This window comes from Maribacter sp. MS6 (genome assembly GCF_056839185.1).
The window spans coordinates 3,547,058-3,573,904 of record NZ_CM166389.1 but is presented as its reverse complement, the minus strand read 5'-3'; the positions used below and the strand labels follow the sequence as shown (position 1 = coordinate 3,573,904).

Annotated in this window: 18 protein-coding genes; 9 read left to right on the top strand and 9 right to left on the bottom strand. The window is 43.4% G+C overall.

Annotated features, from left to right (window positions below):
* Positions 1-26: 26 nt before the first annotated feature.
* From MS6x_RS15650 to MS6x_RS15610, 9 genes are all read left to right on the top strand, one after another.
* On the top strand, positions 27-878 hold the full coding sequence (locus MS6x_RS15650; RefSeq protein ID WP_482603387.1) for an SPFH domain-containing protein: 852 nt from the start codon (positions 27-29) through the stop codon (positions 876-878).
* Entirely contained in the window at positions 879-1,382 is a 504-nt protein-coding gene (locus MS6x_RS15645; RefSeq protein WP_482603386.1) for a hypothetical protein, read from the top strand.
* Positions 1,369-1,527 carry a DUF4177 domain-containing protein gene (locus MS6x_RS15640; RefSeq protein ID WP_482603385.1) on the top strand — a complete coding sequence of 53 codons (159 nt, stop codon included), beginning with the start codon at positions 1,369-1,371 and terminating at the stop codon, positions 1,525-1,527. Before MS6x_RS15645 ends, MS6x_RS15640 begins: the two co-directional genes overlap by 14 nt.
* Positions 1,528-1,603: 76 nt before the next feature.
* Positions 1,604-1,771: a type II toxin-antitoxin system antitoxin gene (locus MS6x_RS15635; protein ID WP_482603384.1), complete on the top strand. Its 168-nt coding sequence runs from the start codon at positions 1,604-1,606 to the stop codon at positions 1,769-1,771.
* A 61-nt stretch (positions 1,772-1,832) separates the two neighbouring features.
* Entirely contained in the window at positions 1,833-4,031 is a 2,199-nt protein-coding gene (locus MS6x_RS15630) for a DUF5916 domain-containing protein (RefSeq protein WP_482603383.1), read from the top strand.
* Between the two features lie 85 nt (positions 4,032-4,116).
* Positions 4,117-6,318: a DUF5916 domain-containing protein gene (locus MS6x_RS15625; protein WP_482603382.1), complete on the top strand. Its 2,202-nt coding sequence runs from the start codon at positions 4,117-4,119 to the stop codon at positions 6,316-6,318.
* 1 nt (position 6,319) lies between these two features.
* Positions 6,320-7,117 (top strand): Cof-type HAD-IIB family hydrolase, encoded by a 798-nt coding sequence (locus MS6x_RS15620; protein ID WP_482603381.1) that lies wholly within the window; start codon positions 6,320-6,322, stop codon positions 7,115-7,117.
* 28 nt (positions 7,118-7,145) lie between these two features.
* A complete protein-coding gene (locus tag MS6x_RS15615) occupies positions 7,146-8,420 on the top strand; it encodes a DUF819 family protein (protein WP_482603380.1) in 1,275 nt (424 codons plus the stop codon).
* A 72-nt stretch (positions 8,421-8,492) separates the two neighbouring features.
* Positions 8,493-9,194 carry a DUF4369 domain-containing protein gene (locus MS6x_RS15610; protein ID WP_482603379.1) on the top strand — a complete coding sequence of 234 codons (702 nt, stop codon included), beginning with the start codon at positions 8,493-8,495 and terminating at the stop codon, positions 9,192-9,194.
* A 51-nt stretch (positions 9,195-9,245) separates the two neighbouring features.
* Here the strand turns inward: MS6x_RS15610 and MS6x_RS15605 are convergent, their stop codons facing one another.
* From MS6x_RS15605 to MS6x_RS15565, 9 genes are all read right to left on the bottom strand, one after another.
* Positions 9,246-9,515 carry a hypothetical protein gene (locus MS6x_RS15605; protein WP_482603378.1) on the bottom strand — a complete coding sequence of 90 codons (270 nt, stop codon included), beginning with the start codon at positions 9,513-9,515 and terminating at the stop codon, positions 9,246-9,248.
* Between the two features lie 57 nt (positions 9,516-9,572).
* Positions 9,573-10,535 carry a type I phosphomannose isomerase catalytic subunit gene (locus MS6x_RS15600; RefSeq protein WP_482607180.1) on the bottom strand — a complete coding sequence of 321 codons (963 nt, stop codon included), beginning with the start codon at positions 10,533-10,535 and terminating at the stop codon, positions 9,573-9,575.
* Positions 10,536-10,572: 37 nt separating this feature from the next.
* On the bottom strand, positions 10,573-11,016 hold the full coding sequence (locus MS6x_RS15595; protein WP_482603377.1) for a peroxiredoxin: 444 nt from the start codon (positions 11,014-11,016) through the stop codon (positions 10,573-10,575).
* Positions 11,016-11,423, bottom strand: a complete 408-nt coding sequence (locus tag MS6x_RS15590) for a 6-pyruvoyl trahydropterin synthase family protein (protein WP_482603376.1) — start codon at positions 11,421-11,423, stop codon at positions 11,016-11,018. Before MS6x_RS15590 ends, MS6x_RS15595 begins: the two co-directional genes overlap by 1 nt.
* Positions 11,420-11,953 (bottom strand): isopentenyl-diphosphate Delta-isomerase, encoded by a 534-nt coding sequence (idi, locus tag MS6x_RS15585; RefSeq protein WP_482603375.1) that lies wholly within the window; start codon positions 11,951-11,953, stop codon positions 11,420-11,422. Before idi ends, MS6x_RS15590 begins: the two co-directional genes overlap by 4 nt.
* Positions 11,954-12,039: 86 nt before the next feature.
* Positions 12,040-12,993 (bottom strand): PorP/SprF family type IX secretion system membrane protein, encoded by a 954-nt coding sequence (locus tag MS6x_RS15580; RefSeq protein ID WP_482603374.1) that lies wholly within the window; start codon positions 12,991-12,993, stop codon positions 12,040-12,042.
* A 3-nt stretch (positions 12,994-12,996) separates the two neighbouring features.
* Positions 12,997-15,018: a T9SS type B sorting domain-containing protein gene (locus MS6x_RS15575; protein WP_482603373.1), complete on the bottom strand. Its 2,022-nt coding sequence runs from the start codon at positions 15,016-15,018 to the stop codon at positions 12,997-12,999.
* 28 nt (positions 15,019-15,046) lie between these two features.
* Entirely contained in the window at positions 15,047-24,292 is a 9,246-nt protein-coding gene (locus tag MS6x_RS15570) for a beta strand repeat-containing protein (protein ID WP_482603372.1), read from the bottom strand.
* 554 nt (positions 24,293-24,846) lie between these two features.
* Complete coding sequence (locus MS6x_RS15565; protein WP_482603371.1) at positions 24,847-26,661, bottom strand: GEVED domain-containing protein; 1,815 nt, start codon at positions 26,659-26,661, stop codon at positions 24,847-24,849.
* Between the last annotated feature and the right edge of the window lie 186 nt (positions 26,662-26,847).

Here is a 26,847-nt window from a genome sequence, read left to right as displayed (position 1 = left end):
ATGATATCAATTTAATATCATAAATTATGTCAACTGAAAAAAACCATAGCCCAATTAACGGCTACATTATGCTTTTTGTTCTATTAATCCTATTGGTTGGAGGTGTTTTGCTACTTCGAATTTATGTAGGGGCTTTCATGATTTTTGCAGCCGTGCTTACAATTCCAGGCTTTGTTTTAGTCAATCCTAATAGTTCTAGGGTGCTGCTTCTTTTTGGAAAGTACATAGGTACCATAAAGCAAAATGGACTGTTTTGGGTAAATCCTTTTTTTACCAAAAAGAAAATATCCTTACGGGCTAGCAATTTTGACAGTGAGCGCCTTAAGGTAAACGACAAACTTGGAAATCCGGTCATGATCAGCACCATCTTGGTATGGCGCGTGACGAACACTTACAAAGCAGCATTTGAAGTAGATGATTACCAAAATTTTGTTCGTGTACAGACCGATGCCGCAGTTCGAAAACTAGCGAGCATGTATCCCTATGATAATTTTGCCGATGAAGGTTTGGATGAGGATATTACCTTACGTTCCAGCGTAAACGAAGTAAGTGATGCCTTGGAAAAAGAAGTGCAAGAACGTCTTTCTATGGCGGGTATAGAGGTGCTGGAAGCTAGAATAGGATACTTGGCCTACGCACAGGAAATTGCGAACGCTATGTTAAAAAGACAACAAGCGACTGCCATAGTAGCGGCGCGTCATAAAATTGTAGAGGGTGCGGTAAGTATGGTAGAAATGGCACTACATGAGCTGAGCAAAAAAGAAGTGGTTACATTGGACGAAGAACGCAAAGCGGCAATGGTGAGCAATCTTATGGTGGTGCTATGTTCGGACAAAGATGCATCTCCTATAGTAAATACGGGAACCTTAAATCATTAGATGATGCGTGTTTTTAATGAAACACAACGATTTACACAATGGTGGTTATGGTTGATTTTAGCAACAACCACCATTGCGGTACTAACAGAACCCATTCTTAATTGGGTACAATCCGATTTTAAAAATAATAGTGCTTTTGATACTGGTTTCTGGATTGGCTTCGGCACTATATTCCTTGTACTTCTCCTCTTTGTCCTTTTTAAATTAACTACGGGAATTGATGAAAAAGGAATTAGTTATCAATTTTTCCCTATTCACCTAAAACCAAAAATGCTAGACTGGGATAAAATAGAAAAAGTTGGTACCAGAACATACAAACCGCTTATAGAGTTCGGGGGTTGGGGCTATAGATGGGGAATGGGAGGTAAAGCATTGAACGTTAAAGGAAACAAAGGCATTCAACTAAAATTAAAAAATGGAGATTCTCTCCTCATAGGAACTCAAAAAGAAAATCAAGCACAAACCGTAATCAATAGATATTTTAAGAAAAATGAAGGAATATAAAGTAGTCACATGGAAAATGGGTCTGACCGGAAATGATAAGCGCTTAGAAGACACCCTTAACAAATACGCCCAACAAGGCTGGCGTGTGGCTTTTATATATGAAAATTTTACGTCGATTGTTTTTGAACGGGATAAGAACAGATAAACTTTTAATTAGCGAAATCAAATTATTGTTTTTGTAGGACAGCTTGCACAGACCATTGTAGTATTTATTAAAAATAATGAGTAAAAAAAAGGCATTTGCATTACGGGTAAACGAAGATATGCTCAAAGCTATTGAAAAGTGGGCAGCTGATGAGTTTAGAAGCACCAACGGACAAATTGAATGGATGCTTATGAAAAGTTTAACACAAGCCAAACGTGACCCAAAATCAAAAAAAACGGACTGACTTTAGGATTGTTTTAACACAGTAAACCCTTAAATTTGAAGCTTAGCTAATTCAACTCAAAATGACTAAGGTTTTAAGTGCGATCGCACTTTTATTTGTATCCCTTTATACTTTCTCCCAAACTTCAGAAAAATCCTTTACGGTCAAATACATTTCGGACGAAATAATCTTAGATGGTGCTCTAGATGAATCTATTTGGTCCTTGGCGGAAAGTGCCAATACATTTCAACAATACTTTCCCTCCGATTCGATTCCAGCGAAACAGCAGAGTGACATTAAAATGCTCTATGATGATACGAACCTATATATAGGTATCCGCATAAACGCTATAGGAAAAGACTATGTAATCCCTTCATTAGAGCGCGATTTTAGAGCTGGAGGCAATGATAATATCAGCTTACTCTTTGATACGTTCAATGATGGCACCAATGCATTTTTGTTCGGAACCAACCCGTACGGCGTAAGACGAGAAGCTTTAATTACCAACGGAGGGGCCGGAACAGAGGGTTTTACCACATCTTGGGATATTAAATGGAAAGGGGAGACTGTCATTTATGACAATTATTATACTGCGGAGCTTATTATTCCGCTTACCTCATTTAAATTTAGGGAAGGTGAGACTAAATGGCGATTTAATAGTTACCGTTTTGATATGCAGTCCAATGAGCAAAGTACATGGTTTCCCATTCCTCAAAATCAACTTATCTTTAACCTAGCCTTCATGGGCGATATGGTTTTCGAAAAAGGCCTGGGCAAATCTAGAACACCATTAGCGCTGATTCCTTATGTAAACGGTATCTCTTCGAAAGACTTTGAAAATAACCAGAACCAAAATAATTTTAAAGTTGGTGCTGATGCAAAAATAGCGGTGGGGAATAGTTTAAACCTTGACCTTACCTTAAATCCTGATTTTTCTACTGTAGAGGTAGATAATTTTATCACCAATCTTACGCGTTTTGAAATTGCCTTACCTGAGCGGCGCCAATTTTTTATTGATAATAATGACCTTTTCGGGGGCTTTGGAGGTGGCCGGGATGCAAATCCATTTTTTTCCAGAAGAATAGGTATTGCAAGAGATACCGCAAATAACACCATAGAAAACCGAATTATAGGTGGGGCTAGGCTTAGCGGAAAAATTAACAATAATCTCCGGTTGGGTTTCTTAAATCTGCAAACGGAGGAGGATGGCGAAAATGGAATACCGTCCAACAATAACATGATGCTCTCCTTACAGCAAAAAATGTTTTCACGATCTAACTTAGGTGTTTTCTTTATCAACAGACAAGCAATAGGGGCTTCGGATTTTTTACCACCCAGTGAAGAGTTTAATCGTGTGATCGGTATTGATTATAACTTAGCTTCTGAAGACAATAGTTGGACTGGGAAATTCTATGCCCACAAATCCTTTCAACCAGATGATAGCGAGGGTAACAACTCTTTTGGGTTTTTCTTAGGCAAGAATACCAGAAACTTTTCCGCTTTTGTAGATGCGGTAAAAATTGATGAAGATTTTAGCTCCGACCTTGGGTTTATTCCAAGAAAGGATATCGTGAAAGTTGTAAATATCTTTGAAGGACGAATTTGGCCAAAGAAAGGACTAGTAAATAACTACGAAGCTCAAATTTTTAACGAAGTAATATGGCGCCCTGGTTTGGATTTTGATCTTACGGACCATGCTATTTCACTTGAAACTACAGCGGAGTTTAAGAGTCTTGAACAACTCAGTGCTCAGTTTTCTAGAAGATACGTGTTCTTGACGGATGATTTTGAACCTACAGGAAATGATGGCGCCATTCCCTTACCAGGGAACCTAGGCTATAACTTCAATAGCTTTCAAATGTCATTTGAGTCCGATAGGCGTAAGGTATTCTCATACTCTATAGAACCGGGATATGGCGGCTTCTTCAACGGTAATAGATATTCTTTGGAAACTGGTTTTGACATACGCTTACAGCCAAAAGTCCGTATCGGGTTTAACGCACAGTATGACAGGATAGCATTGCCCCAGCCCTTCTCTAGCGCAGACATTATATTACTTAGTCCCCGTTTAGGCATTACCTTTAGCAAGTCGATTTTTTGGTCAACTTTAGTTCAATATAGCAATCAAAGAGATAACTTGGGAGTCAACTCTAGGTTACAATGGCGTTTTGCACCTTTATCAGACCTTTTTATCGTGTACAACGATAATTATTCGGTTGACCTATTTGCTCCTAGATTTAGGTCAATTAACCTAAAATTGTCTTATTGGTTGAATATTTAACTAACGTCCATCATAAAGAAATAAACACTAAAATATAAATCTATGATTTATCATATTATCTAAAATAAAGAACTCAAAATAGACTATGACTAGAGCTTTAACCTTTGCAACACTTCTTTTTAGCTTCTTAAATGTTTTAGGACAGGAATACCAGAAATCCTTTACGGTAGCTTTTATTTCAGAAACTATTACTGCAGACGGTGTACTGGATGAACCCATTTGGGAGATGGCAGATAAAGGTGCCGATGACTTCTGGCAATATTTCCCTCTAGATTCTGTTCAGGCAAAAAAGCAGTCGCAAATCAAAATACTCTATGATGACAAGAATCTATATGTAGGCATTAAAGCTTATTCCAGTGGTGAAAATTACGCTACACAATCTCTAAGGCGTGATTTTAGAGGTAGCGGAAGTGATAGTTTTTCCCTAGTTTTTGACACATTTAATGACGGCACAAATGCTTTTTTATTTGGTATCAACCCTTTTGGTGTTCGCCGTGAAGCTCTAATCGCAAATGGGGGTACAGGTCAGGATGATTTTAATCTGGCTTGGGACATGAAGTGGAAAGGGGATGCCAAAATCTATGACGATTACTTTACTGCGGAAATGATTATACCGCTCACCTCCTTAAAATTTGAAGAAGGTGCTACCAAATGGCGCTTTAATAGCTATCGTATAGAAACCCAGTCTAACGAAAGGAGTACATGGACAAGAATTCCACAGAATCAGCAAATATACAATCTGGCCTTTATGGGAGATATGATATTTGACAAACCTTTGGGAAAATCAAGAACACCCTTAGCACTGATTCCCTACGTAAATGGTATAGCGGCACGTGACTATGAAAATAGGGATAACCTCAACAATTTAAAAGTTGGAGCGGATGCTAAAGTATCCATAGGAAACAGTTTAAATCTAGACCTCACGTTAAACCCTGACTTTTCTACCGTAGAGGTCGATAATTTTATAACCAACCTTACCCGTTTTGAAATTGCGCTGCCGGAACGACGACAATTTTTTATAGATAATAATGATCTTTTTGCAAGTTTTGGCAACGGTTTTGATTTTAGTCCATTTTTCTCAAGACGTATTGGTATCGCAAGGGATACCGTTGGCAACACCATAGAAAACAATCTTATTGGAGGAGCGCGCCTTAGCGGTAAATTAACAAAAGACCTTAGGGTGGGACTTTTAAATATTCAAACCGCAGAGGATTTGGAAAATAGGATTCCATCTAACAATAACACGATGCTAGCCTTACAACAGCGTGTTTTCTCACGCTCTAACATTGGTGTTTTCTTCATCAACAAGCAATCATTCAAAACCTATGACTTTGTAGAACGCGAAGATGAATATAACCGCGTTATAGGTATGGATTATAATCTTGCTTCAAAAGATAATACTTGGAACGGTTCATTTATCACCCACAAATCATTTCAACCTGACGACAGTAAAGGAAACCTTGCATCAAGCGCACTTATTCGATACAATACAAGGAAATTCAACGTATTTGCTAAAGGTACTTTTATAGACGAAGATTTTCGTTCGGATCTGGGCTTTGTACGTAGGACCGATCTCTTTAAGACGCTGCTGAGTGCCGAACGTGTGTTCTGGCCTAAAACAGGAATTGCCCAAAATCATTCGCTGCGGTACTTTTCAAATATACGTTGGAGCCCTAGTAGAGATTTTTTAAATACAGATTATGATCACCAAGCCACCTACGAAGTGCAATTTAATAATCAGTCCCAAGCACGGGTAGAATTTACAAATTCCTATACCTTTCTGTTTGATGATTTTGACCCGACTGGTACAGCAGGCGCTGTACCCTTACCTGAAAATGAAGACTATCATTATAACAACATAGAATTTGGATATCAGTCCGATCAGCGAAAACTATTTTCTTATGACGTCCAGTCAACAGTAGGTCGGTTTTTCAACGGAAATAGATTCTCTTTAGAAGGTAGTATGACATTGCGTTTTCAGCCCAAAGCCTTTGTTTCCTTACAGTTCAATTATGACCAAATAGATTTACCTGCACCCTACTCAAGCGCCAATATTTGGTTAATTAGTCCTAACGTAGATATTACGTTTAGCAAATCCATTTTCTGGTCTACACTCATACAATACAGCAACCAGAGGGATAACTTAGGAATAAATTCCAGATTACAATGGCGGTTCGCCCCCTTATCCGATCTTTTTCTTGTGTATAATGACAATTACTTCGTAGACACGTTTGCGCCAAGGTTCCGTTCCATTAACCTAAAACTTTCCTACTGGTTAAATATCTAAAATGAAATATAACCTACTTTGTTCCGATTTGGATGGGACCCTGCTTACCACTAAAAATAATGTCTCTGAATTCACCGTCCAACAAATTAAACGCATACGAAATACGGTTCGGATTATTTTGGTATCCGCAAGAATGCCAAACGGAATGTACTATCTGCAAAAGCGATTGGGTATAGAAGAACAACCAATTGTCTGCTACAATGGCGCCTTGGTTTTGGAACAAGGTAAAGTGCTTTCTTCCACCCTAATTCCATCCGATATTTTAGAGCAAATTTTTGAATTGTCCTCACCTTTAAAAATAGATCTGGGTTTGTATGAAAACGATAATTGGTTTGTTGCCCATACATCGGACCGTGTAGAAAAAGAAATTAAACACACAAATACCAAACCTATTTTCCAATCAACGAAAACTAGTCTATCCCACTTAAAGGACATTGGTGCACATAAAGTAATGCTAATGTGCAGTAAACATAGTGCAGATATCATTATGCCGCAACTGGAGAGCAAGCTCAGTAAAGACATTCACATGTATCGTTCTAACGATACTTTAATCGAAATTACTCCGGTATCCGTTTCTAAACGTACGGCCATAGCTCACATTCTAAAACCAACAGAATCGCTTAAGAATATAATCGCATTCGGGGACAATTATAACGATATTGAAATGCTTAAAGCTGCCGGGTATGGCGTAGCTGTAGCGAATGCTAGAACCGAAGTGAAAAGAATTGCCGATTATGTTACGTTGGCAAATACGGATGACGGGGTTGCCCACTTTATCCAACACCAATTCGTTATTTAACTATATTTGAAAAACTTCGATTGTAACCATGGAAAATACCGGCCTAGAACCTTTTATTATTGATGACACCATCGTTTTTGGTCTTCTGGCCATAGTATTAGGCCTTATTTTTTATACCTCCAGCATAAAGACCGGCTTTTGGAAGAAGTTTTATACTATAATCCCAGCTGTACTGATGTGTTATCTATTGCCCGCAATTATAGCAAGCAGCGGTCTTATTTCAGATAAAACGTCCAACCTATACTTTATGGCAAGTAGATATTTATTACCAGCCGCACTGGTATTAATGACATTGAGCATTGATTTAAAAGCTATTGCCAATCTAGGCTCTAAGGCTTTGATCATGTTTCTTACTGGTACTACAGGAATTATCATTGGTGGTCCTATCGCTATTCTATTAGTTTCAATTTTCTCTCCGGAGACGGTTGGTGGCAATGATTTTGACGCTACTTGGCGAGGTCTTTCCACAATCGCAGGTAGCTGGATCGGTGGAGGTGCGAACCAAGCAGCTATGTTAGAAATATTCCAGTATAATCCCGAAAAATATGGGGGTATGGTACTGATCGATATTGTGGTCGCAAACGTATGGATGGCAATTGTTTTGCTTGGGGTTGGTAAAACAGAACGTATAGATACTTGGTTAAAAGCCGATACCTCTAGTATAGAAAAACTAAAACTAAAAGTAACTGAGTTTACCAATAAGATTACAAGAGTACCAACGCTTAACGATTATATGATTATGCTCTGCCTAGCTTTTGGCGCGGTAGGCATTGCTCACTTTTTCGGAAACAATATCAGTGAATACTTAACGCAAAATTTTAGTGCGATAAGCGACACGAAGAGTTTTCTATCCTTTTTAGGTTCTAGCTTCTTTTGGATGGTGGTCCTCGCTACCACAATTGGTATACTACTTTCATTTACGCAAGCAAAAAACTATGAAGGTGCTGGTGCCAGTAAAATAGGGAGCGTGTTCATTTATATTCTTGTAGCTACCATAGGCATGAAGATGGATTTAGGGAAAGTGTTGGAAAATCCCGGGTTGATAGCAGTAGGTTTTCTTTGGATAGGTATTCATGCAGGTCTAATGATTTTAGTTGCAAAACTTATAAAGGCGCCTTATTTTTTCCTAGCGGTCGGTAGTCAGGCGAATGTTGGTGGTGCAGCTTCGGCACCCGTAGTGGCAGCAGAATTTCATCCATCATTGACCTCGGTTGGGGTATTATTAGCAGTTCTTGGTTATGTAGTAGGTACGGGTGGTGCTCTTTTTTGTGCCTATTTAATGGAGGTGGCCTCAACGATGTAATTAAAAACTAATCGATTTAGAGCGTGCTTATTTACAATTATTTTATTGATATTTGCGCCCTAATAAAATAATATGAAACAATTTCTATATTCCTTTAGTATCCTATGTTTGGTAGTCTCCTGCGCTGGAGAAACCAAAAATACAATGACCCTGAACGGTAACATTAAGGGACTCAAAAAAGGGACCTTATACCTACAACATGTACAGGACACTACCCTGGTCACGGTTGACTCTCTAGAAATTGAAGGTGATGGAAACTTTACGTTTAAAACAGAACTTGAAAGTCCGGAATTATTCTATTTATATTTAGACAAGAAAGACAACAATGATATAAACGACAGGCTTTCTTTTTTTGCAGAGCCTGGTATTATTACTATTAACACTAACTGGAATTCCTTTGATACCAAGGCTAAGATTACTGGATCAAAAAGCCATGAAAAGTTAGAAGAGTATTTAAAGGTAATGTCTAAAAATAATCTACGGGGGCTAGAGCTTATTCAAATGACTGCCAAAATGGATAGGGAATTGAACCAACAGGAAATGGACAGTATTGAAATGTTATACACTAGAAATATCCAACGAAATTATGTGTACGCAATTAATTTTGCATTAAACAATAAGGACTCCTATGTTGCTCCTTATATAGCAGTAAAAGAAATACCGGAAGCCAATAGTATGTATTTGGATTCCATCGCGGCTGTGCTACCAGACAGTGTTGCCAACTCCAAATATGGAAGGGAGCTGCAAGCCTTCATTAAGAAAAACAAACAATAAAAAAAAGCATCCGCGTTACGGATGCTTTTTTTTTATTGTTTGCCCTTAGGCTTAACCTAGTTTATTCAAATCGGCTACCAAACTTTTTGCCTTTGTCTCCAACTCGGAACGCACGGCAGTTAAGTGAGATTTTCTGTTTTCAACATTTTTTTGATTCACTTTTGCAATTAAATCATCAAAAGTCGCTATAGCGCCATCAATAACTTTCGCACCTTCTTTGGAATCCTGTTTTCCATTTGCCGCTTCCACTATGTAAACTGCTTCAATGATATCGCCTAATACATAATTGATATCTTTTTTTAAATCTCGAACACTTGCCATTTTACTATTATTTTTTTACAAAAATACAACTTTAAGCTTGTAAAAATTAGATTCCTTTTAAATTGTAACTTCCAAGAGCTTTGCACCTTCTGTTTTAATATTAATACGATTTGCCATTGCCGGGATTAACACAGTTTCTCCATTCACTATAGTTACCTCTCCTTCGCTGGTTGCTATACGAGCAGCACCGCCTACAGCCATATAAATTGTAAAAGAATCCCTTTTAGTCGTATCCTGAACAAGGTCCTGCGTGAGATTTAAAAAATTCGTTTTAAAATAAGGCGAGTCTACCATAAGATTGGCACAATCAGATGTATTATCATAAACTACCTTAAAATCATCTTTCTTTTCGTAATCTATGGCGTCCAAAGCCATTTCTGTATGAAGTTCTCTAAGATTCCCATCCTTGTCCTTTCTATTGAAATCAAATACGCGATAGGTAACATCAGAAGTTTGTTGTATTTCCGCAAGTAGTACCCCAGCCCCTATGGCATGTATCTTTCCAGTTTGTATAAAAAAGGTATCTCCTTCCTTTACGGGTTCATAATTCAACAATTCCAATAATGTGTTTTCTTCTAAACTTTTAGAATATGCCTCTTTGGTCACATTCGTGTTGAATCCTACAATAAGTTCCGACCCTTTATCAGCATCCATTACATACCACATTTCGGTTTTACCGAAAGAATTATGTCGCTTTTGTGCCAATTCATCATTGGGATGTAGTTGAATGGATAAGTCCTGTTTTGCATCGATGAATTTAATCAGAATAGGAAATTCTTTACCAAATCGTTCCACCACACTTTTTCCTAAAAGAGCCTCTGGATATTTATCAATTAAAACTTGTAAGGAGGTATTTACCAAATCTCCATTGGACACTACAGAAACATCGCCAGCAACTGCCGACAGTTCCCAACTCTCACCGGTAATATCGCTTGATACAGGCTTGTGCAAGACATCTCCTAATTTAGTGCCGCCCCAAAGACGCTCTTTCAAAATGGGATAAAATTTTAATGGGTGTATACTCATAACCGTCTTTTAGACAACCATATTCCTTACTTTAAGACAACGCTTTTAATGCCCTTTTCATATGTTCAGCAGCATTCATATTATTAAAGACCATGAGAACGGTACCAGTTTTATCTACCACATAGGTTTCCCTTCCTGGAAGCAAAAGCAAGCTGTTTTTTACTTTAAACTGTTTGCGAACCGTATTATTCTTATCCGACAATAAAATAAATGGCAACTCGTGTTTTTGTTCAAATCTCGCATGACTTTTAGTAGAATCTGCACTAATGCCCACAACCTCTGCACCTAAGGCTACAAAGTCTTGGTAACTATCCCTAAAATCACAGGCTTCTGCCGTACATGCCGGCGTATTGTTTTTAGGGTAGAAATAAATAACAAACGGTTTTTTCCCAATAAGCTCCTTTATAGAAAAGGGATTTCCCTGACTATCTGGGAGGGTGAAAAACGGTATTTTGGTGCCTACTTTTAAACCCATTACCCAGTAAAGGTTACAAAGTTCCTAGGTGTCTCGTACAACACAACTTCCAACTCATGTTCCTTGGCTATATGTGGCCTTAATTTTTGCCAAGTCACAACAGCTATATTCTCTGCCGTAGGATTCAGTTCCATGAATTCAGGAACCTCTATATTTAAATTCTTGTGGTCAAAGGCATCCTCAATTTCAGCTTTTATCAAATCCTTAAGTACCTTTACATCTATAACGAAACCCGTCTCAGGGTCTATTTCTCCGTTCACACTAACAATAAGCTCATAGTTATGCCCATGAAAATTTGGGTTGCTACATTTTCCAAATATTTCAGTGTTCCTTTTATCGCTCCAATCTTTTCTGTAAAGTCTATGAGCTGCATTAAAATGCGCTTTTCTACTAACTTTTACTTTCATTTTTTTTCGATGTTATCCAACAAATGTTGGTAGAATTTCTCAAATATTATTTTAAACCAAGCTGTATAGATATGAGGATTATTGCTAATATCCTCCTTAATGGCTTTTGGGGTCATCCATTTCCAACTTGCAACTTCATCTGGATTTATCTCGGGAGCCTCATTATAGTAACCCACCATTACATGGTCCAGTTCATGTTCGGTTAATCCGTTATCGAATGGTGCTTTATAAATAAATGAAAAAAGTTCTTTTAGATCCACGGAAAACCCCATTTCTTCCTGTAACCTTCTTTTACCAGCTTGAATATTGGTTTCACCTACCCGTTGATGACTACAGCAGGTATTGGTCCATAACAAGGGAGAATGATATTTATGTCCTGCACGTTGTTGGAGCATGGTTTCTCCTTTTTCATTCAAAACAAAAACTGAGAATGCTCTGTGCAGTAGTGCTTTTTCGTGAGCTTCCATTTTTGGCATGGTGCCAATTTGCTCATTCTTTTCATTGACTAATATAACCTCTTCTTCCTTCATTACGTAAAAATAACACCTTTGCGTAAGTTAGGGTAATGAAGGTCATAAAATAAATAGATAATAGTATAGAATGTTGCAAGGCTGAACTAGAAAAATCTAGGAGATTTCATGTTGTCCTTTATGGATATGAAATCATATCGTAAAATAACCTCAAAAGAACCATCATTGAAAGCTGCACTTCCTAGTGCCGTAGTTTCACGGTCATAGGCAATTCCTAAAAGAAAACCATCGGATATATTAAAACCGACCATTCCACTTACGGCCGCATCCCATCTGTACGCCGCTCCAAGAATAAATTTATCATTGAACATGAAGTTGGCAGAAACATCCACCTGTAAGGGAGCACCTTGCGTCATTTTACTTAAAACAGTGGGTTTAAATTTTAAAAAACGATTTACATCCCAAACATAGCCAGTAATAAAGTAAAAATTCATCTGCTCTTTTGCCGTAGATAGAGACGATTCCTCAAAATGTGATGTCTCCAAAAACCTAGGGACAGACAGACCTGCATAAAACTTGTTTGTATGATAGTATATTCCTGCCCCTACATTTGGGGACAATCTATTATCGATATCCTGTTGTAAGGTTTGATCGGATGTAAATTGATTCAGTTCCGAAAATCGGATATCCAAAAGATTAATACTCCCTTTTACACCGAAACTTAAACGGGCTTCCTTTGCCATTTGTATGGTATAGGAAACATCCATATCAAAATTAGTTTCCGAGGTTGGACCAATCTGGTCATTTACAATAGAAAATCCCATTCCTAAACCTCTATACCCTATAGGGGAATGAATATTAACCGTTTGTGTAGTTGGTGCCCCATCGAGACCTACCCATTGAGACCTATGCAATGCGGCAATACTCATTTGTCCTCTGCTACCTGCATAAGCCGGATTTATGCTTACCGTATTGTACATGTATTGTGTATACTGTGCGTCTTGCTGCGCTACAACAAAAACACTTACGAACAATATAATACCAAGAAAGAGATGCCTAAGGTTACGAGTTCGGTTTCTATGTAATTGTATACTACGCATGCTTTATCTGTTTATATATAAATAACCCGAAAGTGATTTCATATTACCGCTAGGCTCTTTGTAATCAATAATATAGAAATAAGTTCCAACTGGCAATTGGTTATCTTGATTCACGGTTACTCTTCCTTGCGAAGTCCCATCGAATACATTACCGTCCGTACCATAGGCTTTTGTTGTAAAGACAGAAACACCCCAACGGTTATATATGCGAACCGTATTATCCGGATAATTCTCCAAACCATCTATCCGTAGTACATCATGTACATTATCTCCATTTGGAGTAATTACATTAAAGACCTCTATAGTTTCGCCTGTTACACCAAGATCAGAATCCAGGTAATTAGGAATACCATCGTTATCACTATCGTCGTTCACATAATCACCATCACCATTTAAGTCCTCGTCTATAGTTGCTATCCCGTCATCATCATCGTCCGTATCTCTGTAGTCAGATTCCTCGTCGTTATCCGTATTTGGAAGATTAGTGATAGGGTCGTCTATTTCGTCATTTACATCTGCATCATCAGTGTTGCTGCCTTCATATCCATCATCAAGACCATCATTGTCCTGATCGGTACCGGTAGGTATAACGTCCGCAATACCATTTTGGTCAAAATCATGCGCCTCGATATTATCAGGAATGTTGTCATTATCACTATCCTCATCTAAATAATCGGGTAGACTATCACCATCCGTATCCACTGGAAATATACCTATTACTCCTGATACTTCGTAAGCATCATCAATTCCGTTACCATTACTATCAGTACCACTAGGTGCTATGTAATCAACGGTAGTCTGTGCTTCTACGTTATCCGGTATTCCATCATCGTCACTGTCAATATCCAAATAATCGGCAATACCATCACCATCTGTGTCCGTTATTTCGGTAGCAGGATTATTATCCCCATCTAAATTCAAATCCTCAAAACTGTCTAGAATACCGTCGTTATCGCTATCTAAAGCTGCTCCCGAAGGACTAATTATGATGGTAACCGTTGCGGTACTGCAATTGCCTAGGGTATCACATACGGTATAGTCAAATGTATCTGTCCCTACAAAGTCATTATTAGGGAAATAGTTCACAATATCATCAGATGGGTCGTTAGGTGTACCGTTATCATCAATTGTTAAAGAACCATTACTAGATTGCGTTGCACTATAAGTACCTAGTGTTGGCAGGTCATTATCATTTACATGCCAATTATCTATGTTTATAATCTGATTTACATTTATAGTCACCACATCATCATTAGCATCGACAATAGGAAGCACATCTACCGTAACCGTTGCGGTGCTACAATCTCCTGAAGAATTACATATTGTATAGTCAAAACTATCCGGCCCGTTATAATCTGGGGCTGGTGTATACGTAACCATATCGTCCGTGGGATCGTTGGGCGTTCCACCATTGTCTATGGTTACCGTTCCATTAGAAGGATTGGTTGTGTTTAGCGATCCTGTTGTTGGCAAATCTGAATCATTATCAAAAATATCTACCAATACAAAAGTATCCTCATCTACCGACACGATATCATCTACCAATGTTGCAGCCTGACTTAAGCAGACCACAGTAAAATTAGGTAGATTGGTGTTATTCCCTACTTTAGTCACTGTAGCCGTGTATCGCACTACAGTTTGTAAAGCAGTGACCGTTGGTTGGGTTTGATTTCCTGTAACCGCTGGAGACCAACTTACGGTTGCTCCAGTAGGAATGTTGGACCTAATATCCAACGTTACCTCATTATCTGGTGTATTACAATCCGTAACAATAAAATATCCGGTAGCGTTAGCACCGCATAAGGTACCGTCGTAGGTAGCAAAATAAATTCCTGGAGCTGTAACTTCCAAGAAAAAATCTGTCCCTATAACGGTCGCCGTGTCCGAAGCCTCATACCATTGGTAATTATTTTCGTCGGTGCTATTAGGTGCCTGTAATAAAAATTGAGCATTGGAAGCAAGTGTCCCCAGTACTGTAAAAACAATGCTAAGGATTAAAGCTTTATATGTAGTTATATGTTTCAAATCGATTTACGGTCGTTTCTGTGAATACTTATTTTACTACAAATACTACATTGATCAATGAATTGTAATCTGGTGGCGTTCCTACTACATCATATTGTAGAACACCACTAGCAGTGATACTATCAATGTTAAGCACCGCTGGATCTGCAAAAGTCACATAGTAATACAAGTCCGTTGGTCCATAGAAAGGCACGGTAGCAGGTGCACCTGCACTTGCAGTAAAGTTAGAAGCAGAACCATCATACTGGTCCAAATATTGCTGATATAAATCTACAGTCACATTGTTAACTAAAGCGGAAGCATCAATTGCTATGGAAGGTGGATAAAATATATTTGGTCTTGTATTTCTAATCACATATGGATCGCCTGCAGATCCGTCTCCAGTTACGGAAATATCATACGTGGGGTTAGCACTACCATCGTCAATTATGGTTTCGGTACCATCTGCAATATTTGCAGTTATACTATCTGCAAGCTCATCCAATGCCCCTTCTACGTCCCCGGAAGTAAAGTTTCCGTCAGCATCAGCAATGGTTACTTGGCTGGCATTCTGGTCATCTGTATCTACCGAAGTAAGGATAACAGTTTCACTAGGTGCTCCGTCTTGAGTAAGGGTCAAAGTTGTTCCATCAAAACTAAGTCCTGTGACCGACTCATTTCCAATAACTGAATCTGCATCGTCTACGTTGTCTACGTTATCCGAAAAACCGGCAGGTACCGCCGTAAGGCTGCCCCATGCCCCGTCGAAATCGTCGGTGGAATCTGTATCAAGGTTCGGGAACTCGTTGTTCACCGCAGTGGCAACCTGTGCATCGGTCAACTGCGTATCGTTGTCGATATCGTCCGCGAAGCCCGCAGGTATGTTCGTGATGTTCGTCCAGTCCGGTGTGATCGTGGAACCGTCTACCGAGAACGTAGTTCCCGTCAAATCAAGTCCGGCACCCGCTGTATATTCCGTATTATCGTCCGTATTGTCCGCAAATCCGGCAGGTACGGCCGTAAGGCTGCCCCATGCCCCGTCGAAATCGTCGGTGGCATCCGTATCAAGGTTCGGGAACTCGTTGTTCACCGCAGTGGCCACCTGTGCATCGGTCAACTGGGTATCGTTGTCGATATCGTCCGCGAAGCCCGCCGGTATGTTCGTGATGTTCGTCCAGTCCGGTGTAATCGTGGAACCGTCGACGGAGAATACCGTTCCAGTCAGGTCCAGTCCGGCACCCGCTGTATATTCTGTATTGTCGTCCGTGTTGTCCGCGAAGCCCGCAGGTACCGCCGTAAGGCTGCCCCATGCTCCGTCGAAATCGTCGGTGGAATCCGTATCAAGGTTAGGGAACTCGTTGTTCACTGCTGTGGCCACCTCGGCATCGGTCAACTGGGTATCGTTGTCGATATCGTCGGCGAAACCGGCAGGTATGTTCGTGATGTTCGTCCAATCGGGGGTGATCGCCGATCCGTCAACGGAGAAGGTCGTACCGGTCAAATCAAGTCCCGCACCCGCTGTATATTCCGTGTTGTCGTCCGTGTTGTCCGCAAACCCGGCAGGTACCGCCGTAAGGCTGCCCCATGCTCCGTCGAAATCGTCCGTAGAATCAAGGTCCAGGTTCGCAGGAATGTTCGTAATATTCGTCCAATCGGGCGTGATCGAAGAACCGTCAACCGAGAATACCGTTCCCGTCAGGTCAAGTCCAGCACCAGCCGTATACTCCGTGTTGTCGTCTGTGTTGTCGGCGAAGCCAGCAGGTACGGCCGTAAGGCTGCCCCATGCACCGTTGAAATCGTCCGTGGAATCCGTATCCAAATTAGGGAACTCGCTGTTCACGGCAGTCGCAACTTCTGCATCGGTCAACTGTGTATCGTTGTCGATATCGTCGGCGAAACCGGCAGGGATGTTCGTGATGTTCGTCCAGTCCGGCGTAATCGTAGATCCGTCGACGGAGAAGGTTGTTCCCGTCAGGTCCAATCCGGCACCCGCCGTATATTCCGTGTTGTCGTCCGTGTTGTCCGCAAATCCGGCAGGTACCGCCGTAAGGCTGCCCCATGCACCGTCGAAATCGTCCGTGGAATCCGTATCAAGGTTAGGGAACTCATTGTTCACGGCAGTGGCCACCTCTGCATCGGTCAACTGGGTGTCGTTGTCGATATCGTCCGCGAAGCCGGCAGGGATATTGGTGATGTTCGTCCAGTCCGGTGTGATCGTAGAACCGTCGACCGAGAACGTTGTTCCCGTCAGGTCCAATCCGGCACCCGCTGTATATTCTGTATTATCGTCCGTGTTGTCGGCAAAACCGGCAGGTACGGCAGTAAGGCTGCCCCATGCACCGTTGAAATCGTCCGTGGAATCCGTATCAAGGTTCGGGAACTCGTTGTTCACCGCAGTGGCCACCTGTGCATCGGTCAACTGCGTATCGTTGTCGATATCGTCCGCGAAGCCCGCCGGTATGTTCGTAATGTTCGTCCAGTCCGGTGTAATCGTGGAACCGTCGACGGAGAATACCGTTCCAGTCAGGTCCAGTCCGGCACCCGCTGTATACTCCGTATTATCGTCCGTATTGTCCGCAAAACCTGCAGGAATGCTTGTAATGTTCGTCCAGTCCGGTGTGATCGTGGAACCGTCTACCGAGAACGTAGTTCCCGTTAGGTCCAATCCGGCTCCTGCGCTATAGGTCGTATCGTCGTCGCCGTCGGCCAGTCCCGCAGGAATGTTCGTCAGGTCGGGGAAGTCTCCGCTGAAATCGTCGGTCGAATCCGTATCCAGGTTCGGGAACTCGTTGTTCACCGCAGTGGCCACCTGTGCATCGGTCAACTGCGTATCGTTGTCGATATCGTCCGCGAAGCCGGCAGGTATGTTCGTAATGTTCGTCCAGTCGGGCGTGATCGAAGAACCGTCAACCGAGAATACCGTTCCCGTTAAGTCAAGTCCAGCACCGGCCGTATACTCCGTGTTGTCGTCTGTGTTGTCGGCGAAGCCAGCAGGTACGGCCGTAAGGCTGCCCCATACGCCATCGAAATCGTCGGTGGAATCCGTATCCAAATTAGGGAACTCGTTGTTCACCGCAGTGGCCACCTGTGCATCGGTCAACTGCGTATCGTTGTCGATATCGTCCGCGAAGCCCGCAGGGATGTTCGTGATGTTCGTCCAGTCCGGTGTGATCGTGGAACCGTCCACCGAGAACGTTGTCCCCGTCAAATCAAGTCCGGCACCCGCTGTATATTCCGTGTTGTCGTCCGTGTTGTCCGCAAATCCGGCAGGTACGGCCGTAAGGCTGCCCCATGCACCGTCGAAATCGTCGGTCGAATCCGTATCCAAATTAGGGAACTCGTTGTTCACGGCAGTGGCCACCTCTGCATCGGTCAACTGGGTGTCGTTGTCGATATCGTCCGCGAAGCCGGCAGGGATATTGGTGATGTTCGTCCAGTCCGGTGTGATCGTAGATCCGTCGACCGAGAACGTTGTTCCCGTCAGGTCCAATCCGGCACCCGCTGTATACTCCGTATTATCGTCCGTGTTATCCGCAAATCCGGCAGGTATGGCCGTAAGGCTGCCCCATGCCCCGTCGAAATCGTCCGTGGAATCCGTATCCAAATTAGGGAACTCGTTGTTCACCGCAGTGGCCACCTGTGCATCGGTCAACTGCGTATCGTTGTCGATATCGTCCGCGAATCCCGCAGGTATGTTCGTGATGTTCGTCCAGTCCGGTGTGATCGAAGAACCGTCAACCGAGAATACCGTTCCCGTTAAGTCAAGTCCAGCACCCGCTGTATACTCCGTATTATCGTCCGTGTTATCCGCAAAACCTGCAGGTACGGCCGTAAGGCTGCCCCATGCCCCGTCGAAATCGTCGGTGGAATCCGTATCCAGGTTCGGGAACTCGTTGTTCACCGCAGTGGCCACCTGTGCATCGGTCAACTGCGTATCGTTGTCGATATCGTCCGCAAAGCCGGCAGGTATGTTCGTAATGTTCGTCCAGTCCGGTGTGATCGTGGAACCGTCCACCGAGAATACCGTTCCCGTTAGGTCAAGTCCCGCACCCGCTGTGTAGGTGGTATTCGTATCAGTTCCAGCAGCTATGTCCGCCAGGGGCACTGTCACCGTGTTCCCATCCTGAATAGAAATTTCAAGGTCTGTTCCGTTTACTTGAAAGTTTTGTAAATCTTGGTCATCCGTATCGGTAGCGGCCGCAATCGCTCCTAAGGAAACACTTAAAAGATTGCCGTCTGAATCTTCCAGTTCAAGATCGGAACCGTTTATTTCCAGACGATCATTAGTGGTATTGTCATCGCCGTCGGCCAGTCCCGCAGGAATGTTCGTCAGGTCGGGGAAGTCCCCGCTGAAATCGTCCGTGGAATCCGTATCAAGGTTAGGGAACTCGCTGTTCACCGCAGTCGCAACTTCTGCATCGGTCAACTGGGTATCGTTGTCGATATCGTCGGCGAAGCCAGCAGGGATGTTCGTGATGTTCGTCCAGTCCGGCGTAATCGTAGATCCGTCGACGGAGAAGGTTGTTCCCGTCAAATCAAGTCCGGCACCCGCTGTATATTCCGTGTTGTCGTCCGTGTTGTCCGCAAATCCGGCAGGTACGGCCGTAAGGCTGCCCCATGCACCGTCGAAATCGTCGGTCGAATCCGTATCCAAATTAGGGAACTCGTTGTTCACGGCAGTGGCCACCTCTGCATCGGTCAACTGGGTGTCGTTGTCGATATCGTCCGCGAAGCCGGCAGGGATATTGGTGATGTTCGTCCAGTCCGGTGTGATCGTAGATCCGTCGACCGAGAACGTTGTTCCCGTCAGGTCCAATCCGGCACCCGCTGTATATTCTGTATTATCGTCCGTGTTGTCCGCAAATCCGGCAGGTACGGCCGTAAGGCTGCCCCATGCACCGTCGAAATCGTCGGTCGAATCCGTATCCAAATTAGGGAACTCGTTGTTCACGGCAGTGGCCACCTCTGCATCGGTCAACTGGGTGTCGTTGTCGATATCGTCCGCGAAGCCGGCAGGGATATTGGTGATGTTCGTCCAGTCCGGTGTGATCGTAGATCCGTCGACCGAGAACGTTGTTCCCGTCAGGTCCAATCCGGCACCCGCTGTATATTCTGTATTATCGTCCGTGTTGTCCGCAAATCCGGCAGGTACCGCCGTAAGGCTGCCCCATGCACCGTCGAAATCGTCCGTGGAATCCGTATCAAGGTTAGGGAACTCGTTGTTCACGGCAGTGGCCACCTGTGCATCGGTCAACTGGGTGTCGTTGTCGATATCGTCGGCGAAGCCCGCTGGGATATTGGTGATGTTCGTCCAGTCCGGTGTGATCGTAGAACCGTCTACCGAGAAGGTTGTTCCGGTCAAATCAAGTCCAGCACCCGCTGTATACTCCGTATTATCGTCCGTGTTATCCGCAAATCCGGCAGGTATGGCCGTAAGGCTGCCCCATGCCCCGTCGAAATCGTCCGTGGAATCCGTATCCAAATTAGGGAACTCGTTGTTCACCGCAGTGGCCACCTGTGCATCGGTCAACTGCGTATCGTTGTCGATATCGTCCGCGAATCCCGCAGGTATGTTCGTGATGTTCGTCCAGTCCGGTGTGATCGAAGAACCGTCAACCGAGAATACCGTTCCCGTTAAGTCAAGTCCAGCACCCGCTGTATACTCCGTATTATCGTCCGTGTTATCCGCAAAACCTGCAGGTACGGCCGTAAGGCTGCCCCATGCCCCGTCGAAATCGTCGGTGGAATCCGTATCCAGGTTCGGGAACTCGTTGTTCACCGCAGTGGCCACCTGTGCATCGGTCAACTGCGTATCGTTGTCGATATCGTCCGCAAAGCCGGCAGGTATGTTCGTAATGTTCGTCCAGTCCGGTGTGATCGTGGAACCGTCCACCGAGAATACCGTTCCCGTTAGGTCAAGTCCCGCACCCGCTGTGTAGGTGGTATTCGTATCAGTTCCAGCAGCTATGTCCGCCAGGGGCACTGTCACCGTGTTCCCATCCTGAATAGAAATTTCAAGGTCTGTTCCGTTTACTTGAAAGTTTTGTAAATCTTGGTCATCCGTATCGGTAGCGGCCGCAATCGCTCCTAAGGAAACACTTAAAAGATTGCCGTCTGAATCTTCCAGTTCAAGATCGGAACCGTTTATTTCCAGACGATCATTAGTGGTATTGTCATCGCCGTCGGCCAGTCCCGCAGGAATGTTCGTCAGGTCGGGGAAGTCCCCGCTGAAATCGTCCGTGGAATCCGTATCAAGGTTAGGGAACTCGCTGTTCACCGCAGTCGCAACTTCTGCATCGGTCAACTGGGTATCGTTGTCGATATCGTCGGCGAAGCCAGCAGGGATGTTCGTGATGTTCGTCCAGTCCGGCGTAATCGTAGATCCGTCGACGGAGAAGGTTGTTCCCGTCAAATCAAGTCCGGCACCCGCTGTATATTCCGTGTTGTCGTCCGTGTTGTCCGCAAATCCGGCAGGTACGGCCGTAAGGCTGCCCCATGCACCGTCGAAATCGTCGGTCGAATCCGTATCCAAATTAGGGAACTCGTTGTTCACGGCAGTGGCCACCTCTGCATCGGTCAACTGGGTGTCGTTGTCGATATCGTCCGCGAAGCCGGCAGGGATATTGGTGATGTTCGTCCAGTCCGGTGTGATCGTAGATCCGTCGACCGAGAACGTTGTTCCCGTCAGGTCCAATCCGGCACCCGCTGTATATTCTGTATTATCGTCCGTGTTGTCCGCAAATCCGGCAGGTACCGCCGTAAGGCTGCCCCATGCACCGTCGAAATCGTCCGTGGAATCCGTATCAAGGTTAGGGAACTCGTTGTTCACGGCAGTGGCCACCTGTGCATCGGTCAACTGGGTGTCGTTGTCGATATCGTCGGCGAAGCCCGCTGGGATATTGGTGATGTTCGTCCAGTCCGGTGTGATCGTAGAACCGTCTACCGAGAAGGTTGTTCCGGTCAAATCAAGTCCAGCACCCGCTGTATACTCCGTATTATCGTCCGTGTTATCCGCAAATCCGGCAGGTATGGCCGTAAGGCTGCCCCATGCCCCGTCGAAATCGTCCGTGGAATCCGTATCCAAATTAGGGAACTCGTTGTTCACCGCAGTGGCCACCTGTGCATCGGTCAACTGCGTATCGTTGTCGATATCGTCCGCGAATCCCGCAGGTATGTTCGTGATGTTCGTCCAGTCCGGTGTGATCGAAGAACCGTCAACCGAGAATACCGTTCCCGTTAAGTCAAGTCCAGCACCCGCTGTATACTCCGTATTATCGTCCGTGTTATCCGCAAAACCTGCAGGTACGGCCGTAAGGCTGCCCCATGCCCCGTCGAAATCGTCGGTGGAATCCGTATCCAGGTTCGGGAACTCGTTGTTCACCGCAGTGGCCACCTGTGCATCGGTCAACTGCGTATCGTTGTCGATATCGTCCGCAAAGCCGGCAGGTATGTTCGTAATGTTCGTCCAGTCCGGTGTGATCGTGGAACCGTCCACCGAGAATACCGTTCCCGTTAGGTCAAGTCCCGCACCCGCTGTGTAGGTGGTATTCGTATCAGTTCCAGCAGCTATGTCCGCCAGGGGCACTGTCACCGTGTTCCCATCCTGAATAGAAATTTCAAGGTCTGTTCCGTTTACTTGAAAGTTTTGTAAATCTTGGTCATCCGTATCGGTAGCGGCCGCAATCGCTCCTAAGGAAACACTTAAAAGATTGCCGTCTGAATCTTCCAGTTCAAGATCGGAACCGTTTATTTCCAGACGATCATTAGTGGTATTGTCATCGCCGTCGGCCAGTCCCGCAGGAATGTTCGTCAGGTCGGGGAAGTCCCCGCTGAAATCATCGGTCGAATCCGTATCCAAATTAGGGAACTCGTTGTTCACCGCAGTGGCCACCTGTGCATCGGTCAACTGCGTATCGTTGTCGATATCGTCCGCGAAGCCCGCCGGTATGTTCGTGATGTTCGTCCAGTCCGGTGTGATCGTGGAACCGTCTACCGAGAACGTAGTTCCCGTCAGGTCCAATCCGGCTCCTGCGCTATAGGTCGTATCGTCGTCGCCGTCGGCCAGTCCCGCAGGAATGTTCGTCAGGTCGGGGAAGTCCCCGCTGAAGTCGTCGGTCGAATCCGTATCAAGGTTCGGGAACTCGTTGTTCACCGCAGTGGCAACCTGTGCATCGGTCAGCTGCGTATCGTTGTCGATATCGTCCGCGAAGCCCGCAGGTATGTTCGTAATGTTCGTCCAGTCCGGTGTGATCGTGGAACCGTCCACGGAGAAGGTTGTTCCCGTCAGGTCCAATCCGGCTCCTGCGCTATAGGTCGTATCGTCGTCGCCGTCGGCCAGTCCCGCAGGTATGTTCGTCAGGTCGGGGAAGTCCCCGCTGAAGTCGTCGGTCGAATCCGTATCCAAATTAGGGAACTCGTTGTTCACCGCAGTGGCCACCTGTGCATCGGTCAACTGCGTATCGTTGTCGATATCGTCCGCGAAGCCCGCCGGTATGTTCGTGATGTTCGTCCAGTCCGGTGTGATCGTGGAACCGTCCACCGAGAACGTTGTTCCCGTCAAATCAAGTCCGGCACCCGCTGTGTAGGTGGTATTCGTATCTACTTGAGCAGCAATATCAGCTAACGGTACACGTACATCGCCACCTTCACTATCTGTAATTACTAACTCGTTTGTTACAAGGTCTACTTCAAAAGTAGCAATCGTAGTATTTGTATCCGTAGCCGCGGCTATATCCGATAATGATACTCTAAATTCTCCACCATCGTTATCTATAATGACAAGTTCTCCAGCACCCGCATCTAAAACAAAATCTGTGACAAAAGTATTCGTATCAATAATAGAAGCCAAGCTAGCTAAAGAAATTGCAAATGAGTTTGCATCACTATCAGTTAAAACCAAGCTATTGGTACCTGCATCAATATCAAAATTTGTGATTGTCGTATTGGCATCCGAAAAAGTATCTTGTAAGCTGCTTAGGTCAACCGTAATGCTGCCGCCATTCTCCAAGTCTAAGGTCAGTTCATTGGTTGTATCGTTAAATGTAAACCCAGTTAATTGTTGATCGTCCGTAGACGTAAACTCCCAAGAATCTCCATCCCAGAAAAATATGGTTCCAGTAGTTGTGTTTACATACAAATCACCCAAATCTGCTCCAACGGGACTACTCACTCCCGGAACAGATACATCCGTTCCTTGAAGAACCTCACAATTACATTGGTCTTCCAATGTAACAGTCGTCTGTGCAAATGTGAAACTGGATACCAAAAATAGCATCCATAATATTCTTTTGTCCATAACAGGCTGTTTACTTAAAATATAGTTTCGCAACATCGTCTTATTTCCTAGTTTCAACTTCAAAATTTATTCACTTATTGTTATCCGAAACTCCACTGAAATTCAATGAAATTCTTTGATGCAACATTAATAGCTTACAAAATTAATGTTAAGGCTTCCATAGAGAAATAAATGTTGTGTAACGATAAAATAGTATTGTATAGCTCTTAATAATTGAGGTTTCCAATTCGCATGAGTCCAGAAAAAGATGTATTCTTTCATCGATAAAGCCAACAAATACAATATTTAGGGAGTATCAAGCAAGATGATTCGAAGACTTTAAAACCAGTGATAACTTCAGTGACAACAATCGTTAAAACAGAAAAAAAATAGTGATTTGAAAAGATATTTTTACCCCAATGGATGTTTTACTTTTATTAGAGATTCTTAACCTGTTTTGCCTTTAAAAAAAGGCGTTTGGCTTATCGAAAACCTTCACAAACCAACAATACTTTATAAGACCTACTAAAAATTGAAAAATTACCTTTATAGTGGGGTGAGAAGGCTATGAAAATTTAGTTTTTATTTACCCTAATGGTAATTTTTCTATTGGTGATTACCGTATTAACTCCTATGGTAAGTGTAGCAATATTAGATATGGCAGTAGTACATAAATAAGTGGAACTTGAAGCTATTACCCGATATTGATTACCATTATCTAACGGTGTTGCGTTGGTTATTGTCAATTGGTTGGTTACCGTGCCATTGTGGATACCCCCATCTATTAAATCTACCCAAAGTGTACCATTGAATTTCTGCCATTTATAGCTGTCTGCTCCCGAAGTGGCTACGGAGAACAAAGTATTGCAACCAGGACAGGTAGCTATATTCACAGGTTGGGTGTCAATTATAGGAATTGTTCCTATTTCTTGAAAGTCGTAAATACTGTTAGCATCTCCATCTGCAGGAGTTGTATAACCATCTGTTCCCGAAGTCACTAATCCGTTGGCATCTACGAATACGGGAATGGGGCCTAGAAGCCCATCACTATTATCATCTGTAAAGCCACCTTCAATTACATCGTTACAAGAATCGCCATCACTATCCAATTCTAAATAATCTGGGTTGATAGCCCCATCAGTGTTAGAAATGGTGTAGTTTATTACTCCACTTTCGGATGAGGTTTCCACATTATTGGCCAAGCCGTTTGCTCCGTACACACTGTTCACCACTCCACTTATATGCGATTGTCCATGACCCGCCTCCATGGCATCATAAATACCGTCATTATCACTGTCTAAATCCAAATGATTTGGTACTCCATCCAAGTCGGTGTCATAAATATCCGGAATACCATCGCTATTACCATCAATATAATTTGTAGTAGAGCTATCTCCCCCATTTCCATTATCCGTAGTATCTACCCCATTTAAAATACCGTCACCATCTTCATCCCCATACGGTTGATTGCCAAAATCTTCATCTAAATCAGGTATTCCATCATTGTCATTATCCAAATCAAATTGATCAGGAACAGCATCTCCATCAATATCAGGTTCACAACTACTTGTGTAAATTGTCTTACTCGCATCGATATAACTAATAAAGTTATTGCCTCCTGTTGCCCTTCTCAATCGAATATACAACCAGTCTATGGGGGATGTAAAAGTGAAATCGAGAAAGGCATTGCTTCCTACTTGTGTCCAAGGGCCGGTCGCACTGGGCGATACCCAAACATTGAAAACATTACCATCGGTGCCATTTACAGTCGTATTATCCCCATTGTTTATTGATTGCCCCATTTCAAGAACGAGCTCGTCACTGTTATTATTGAATCTTGCCAAGGTAGCATCATTATTACCTAAAGCATTATTTTGGTTGTTGACACTATTATCCACTATTACAGATGTTGCATAAACATTCGTAATACTGGGCGTGTCATATAAAGCACTTCCTGGTGGACATACCGTGGCATCATAGATGATGACTTGGTAATCCTCCACCTCCCCATCAGCAGCTTCCGTATTTCCAGGGAGCAAACCAGTTTCAGAAGAAAATCTAAAGCGGGCATAAGACGTACCAGGGTTAGCCGAACTCGGAATAGTTATATTTAGTGTAATATTCCCACCAGAGGGCGCAATATCTGTTGCAATCTGTTCTCCAGTATCATCAAAATCTCCATCCCTATTAAAATCAATCCAAGCATTCAAAACACCTACACCATTGGTTCTTATATCAATAACTTCCGTTTGTGCCACAGTAAGTAACTGACCATCTAAATCTAGACCGCCGCTGGTAACCCCATCTTCATCATCTCCTGTATTGTCATCACTTATGCCTGTACTAAAATTTACAAAGGGGTCTTCACTATCCGGGTATACAGATCCCATGTAAATTGATATAGAAGTTGAAGTAAGTATAGGCAGAATATGAGAGGCGTACCCATAAGATGAAGGCGCATCCCCTGCGTCATTTCTTGTACCGAGATTTCCCATAATAGACTCCACATCTCCCGTACTACCCAATTGGGCGGCCGGGATTAGGTCACCTGTTGACGTATCTACAATAAATATGGT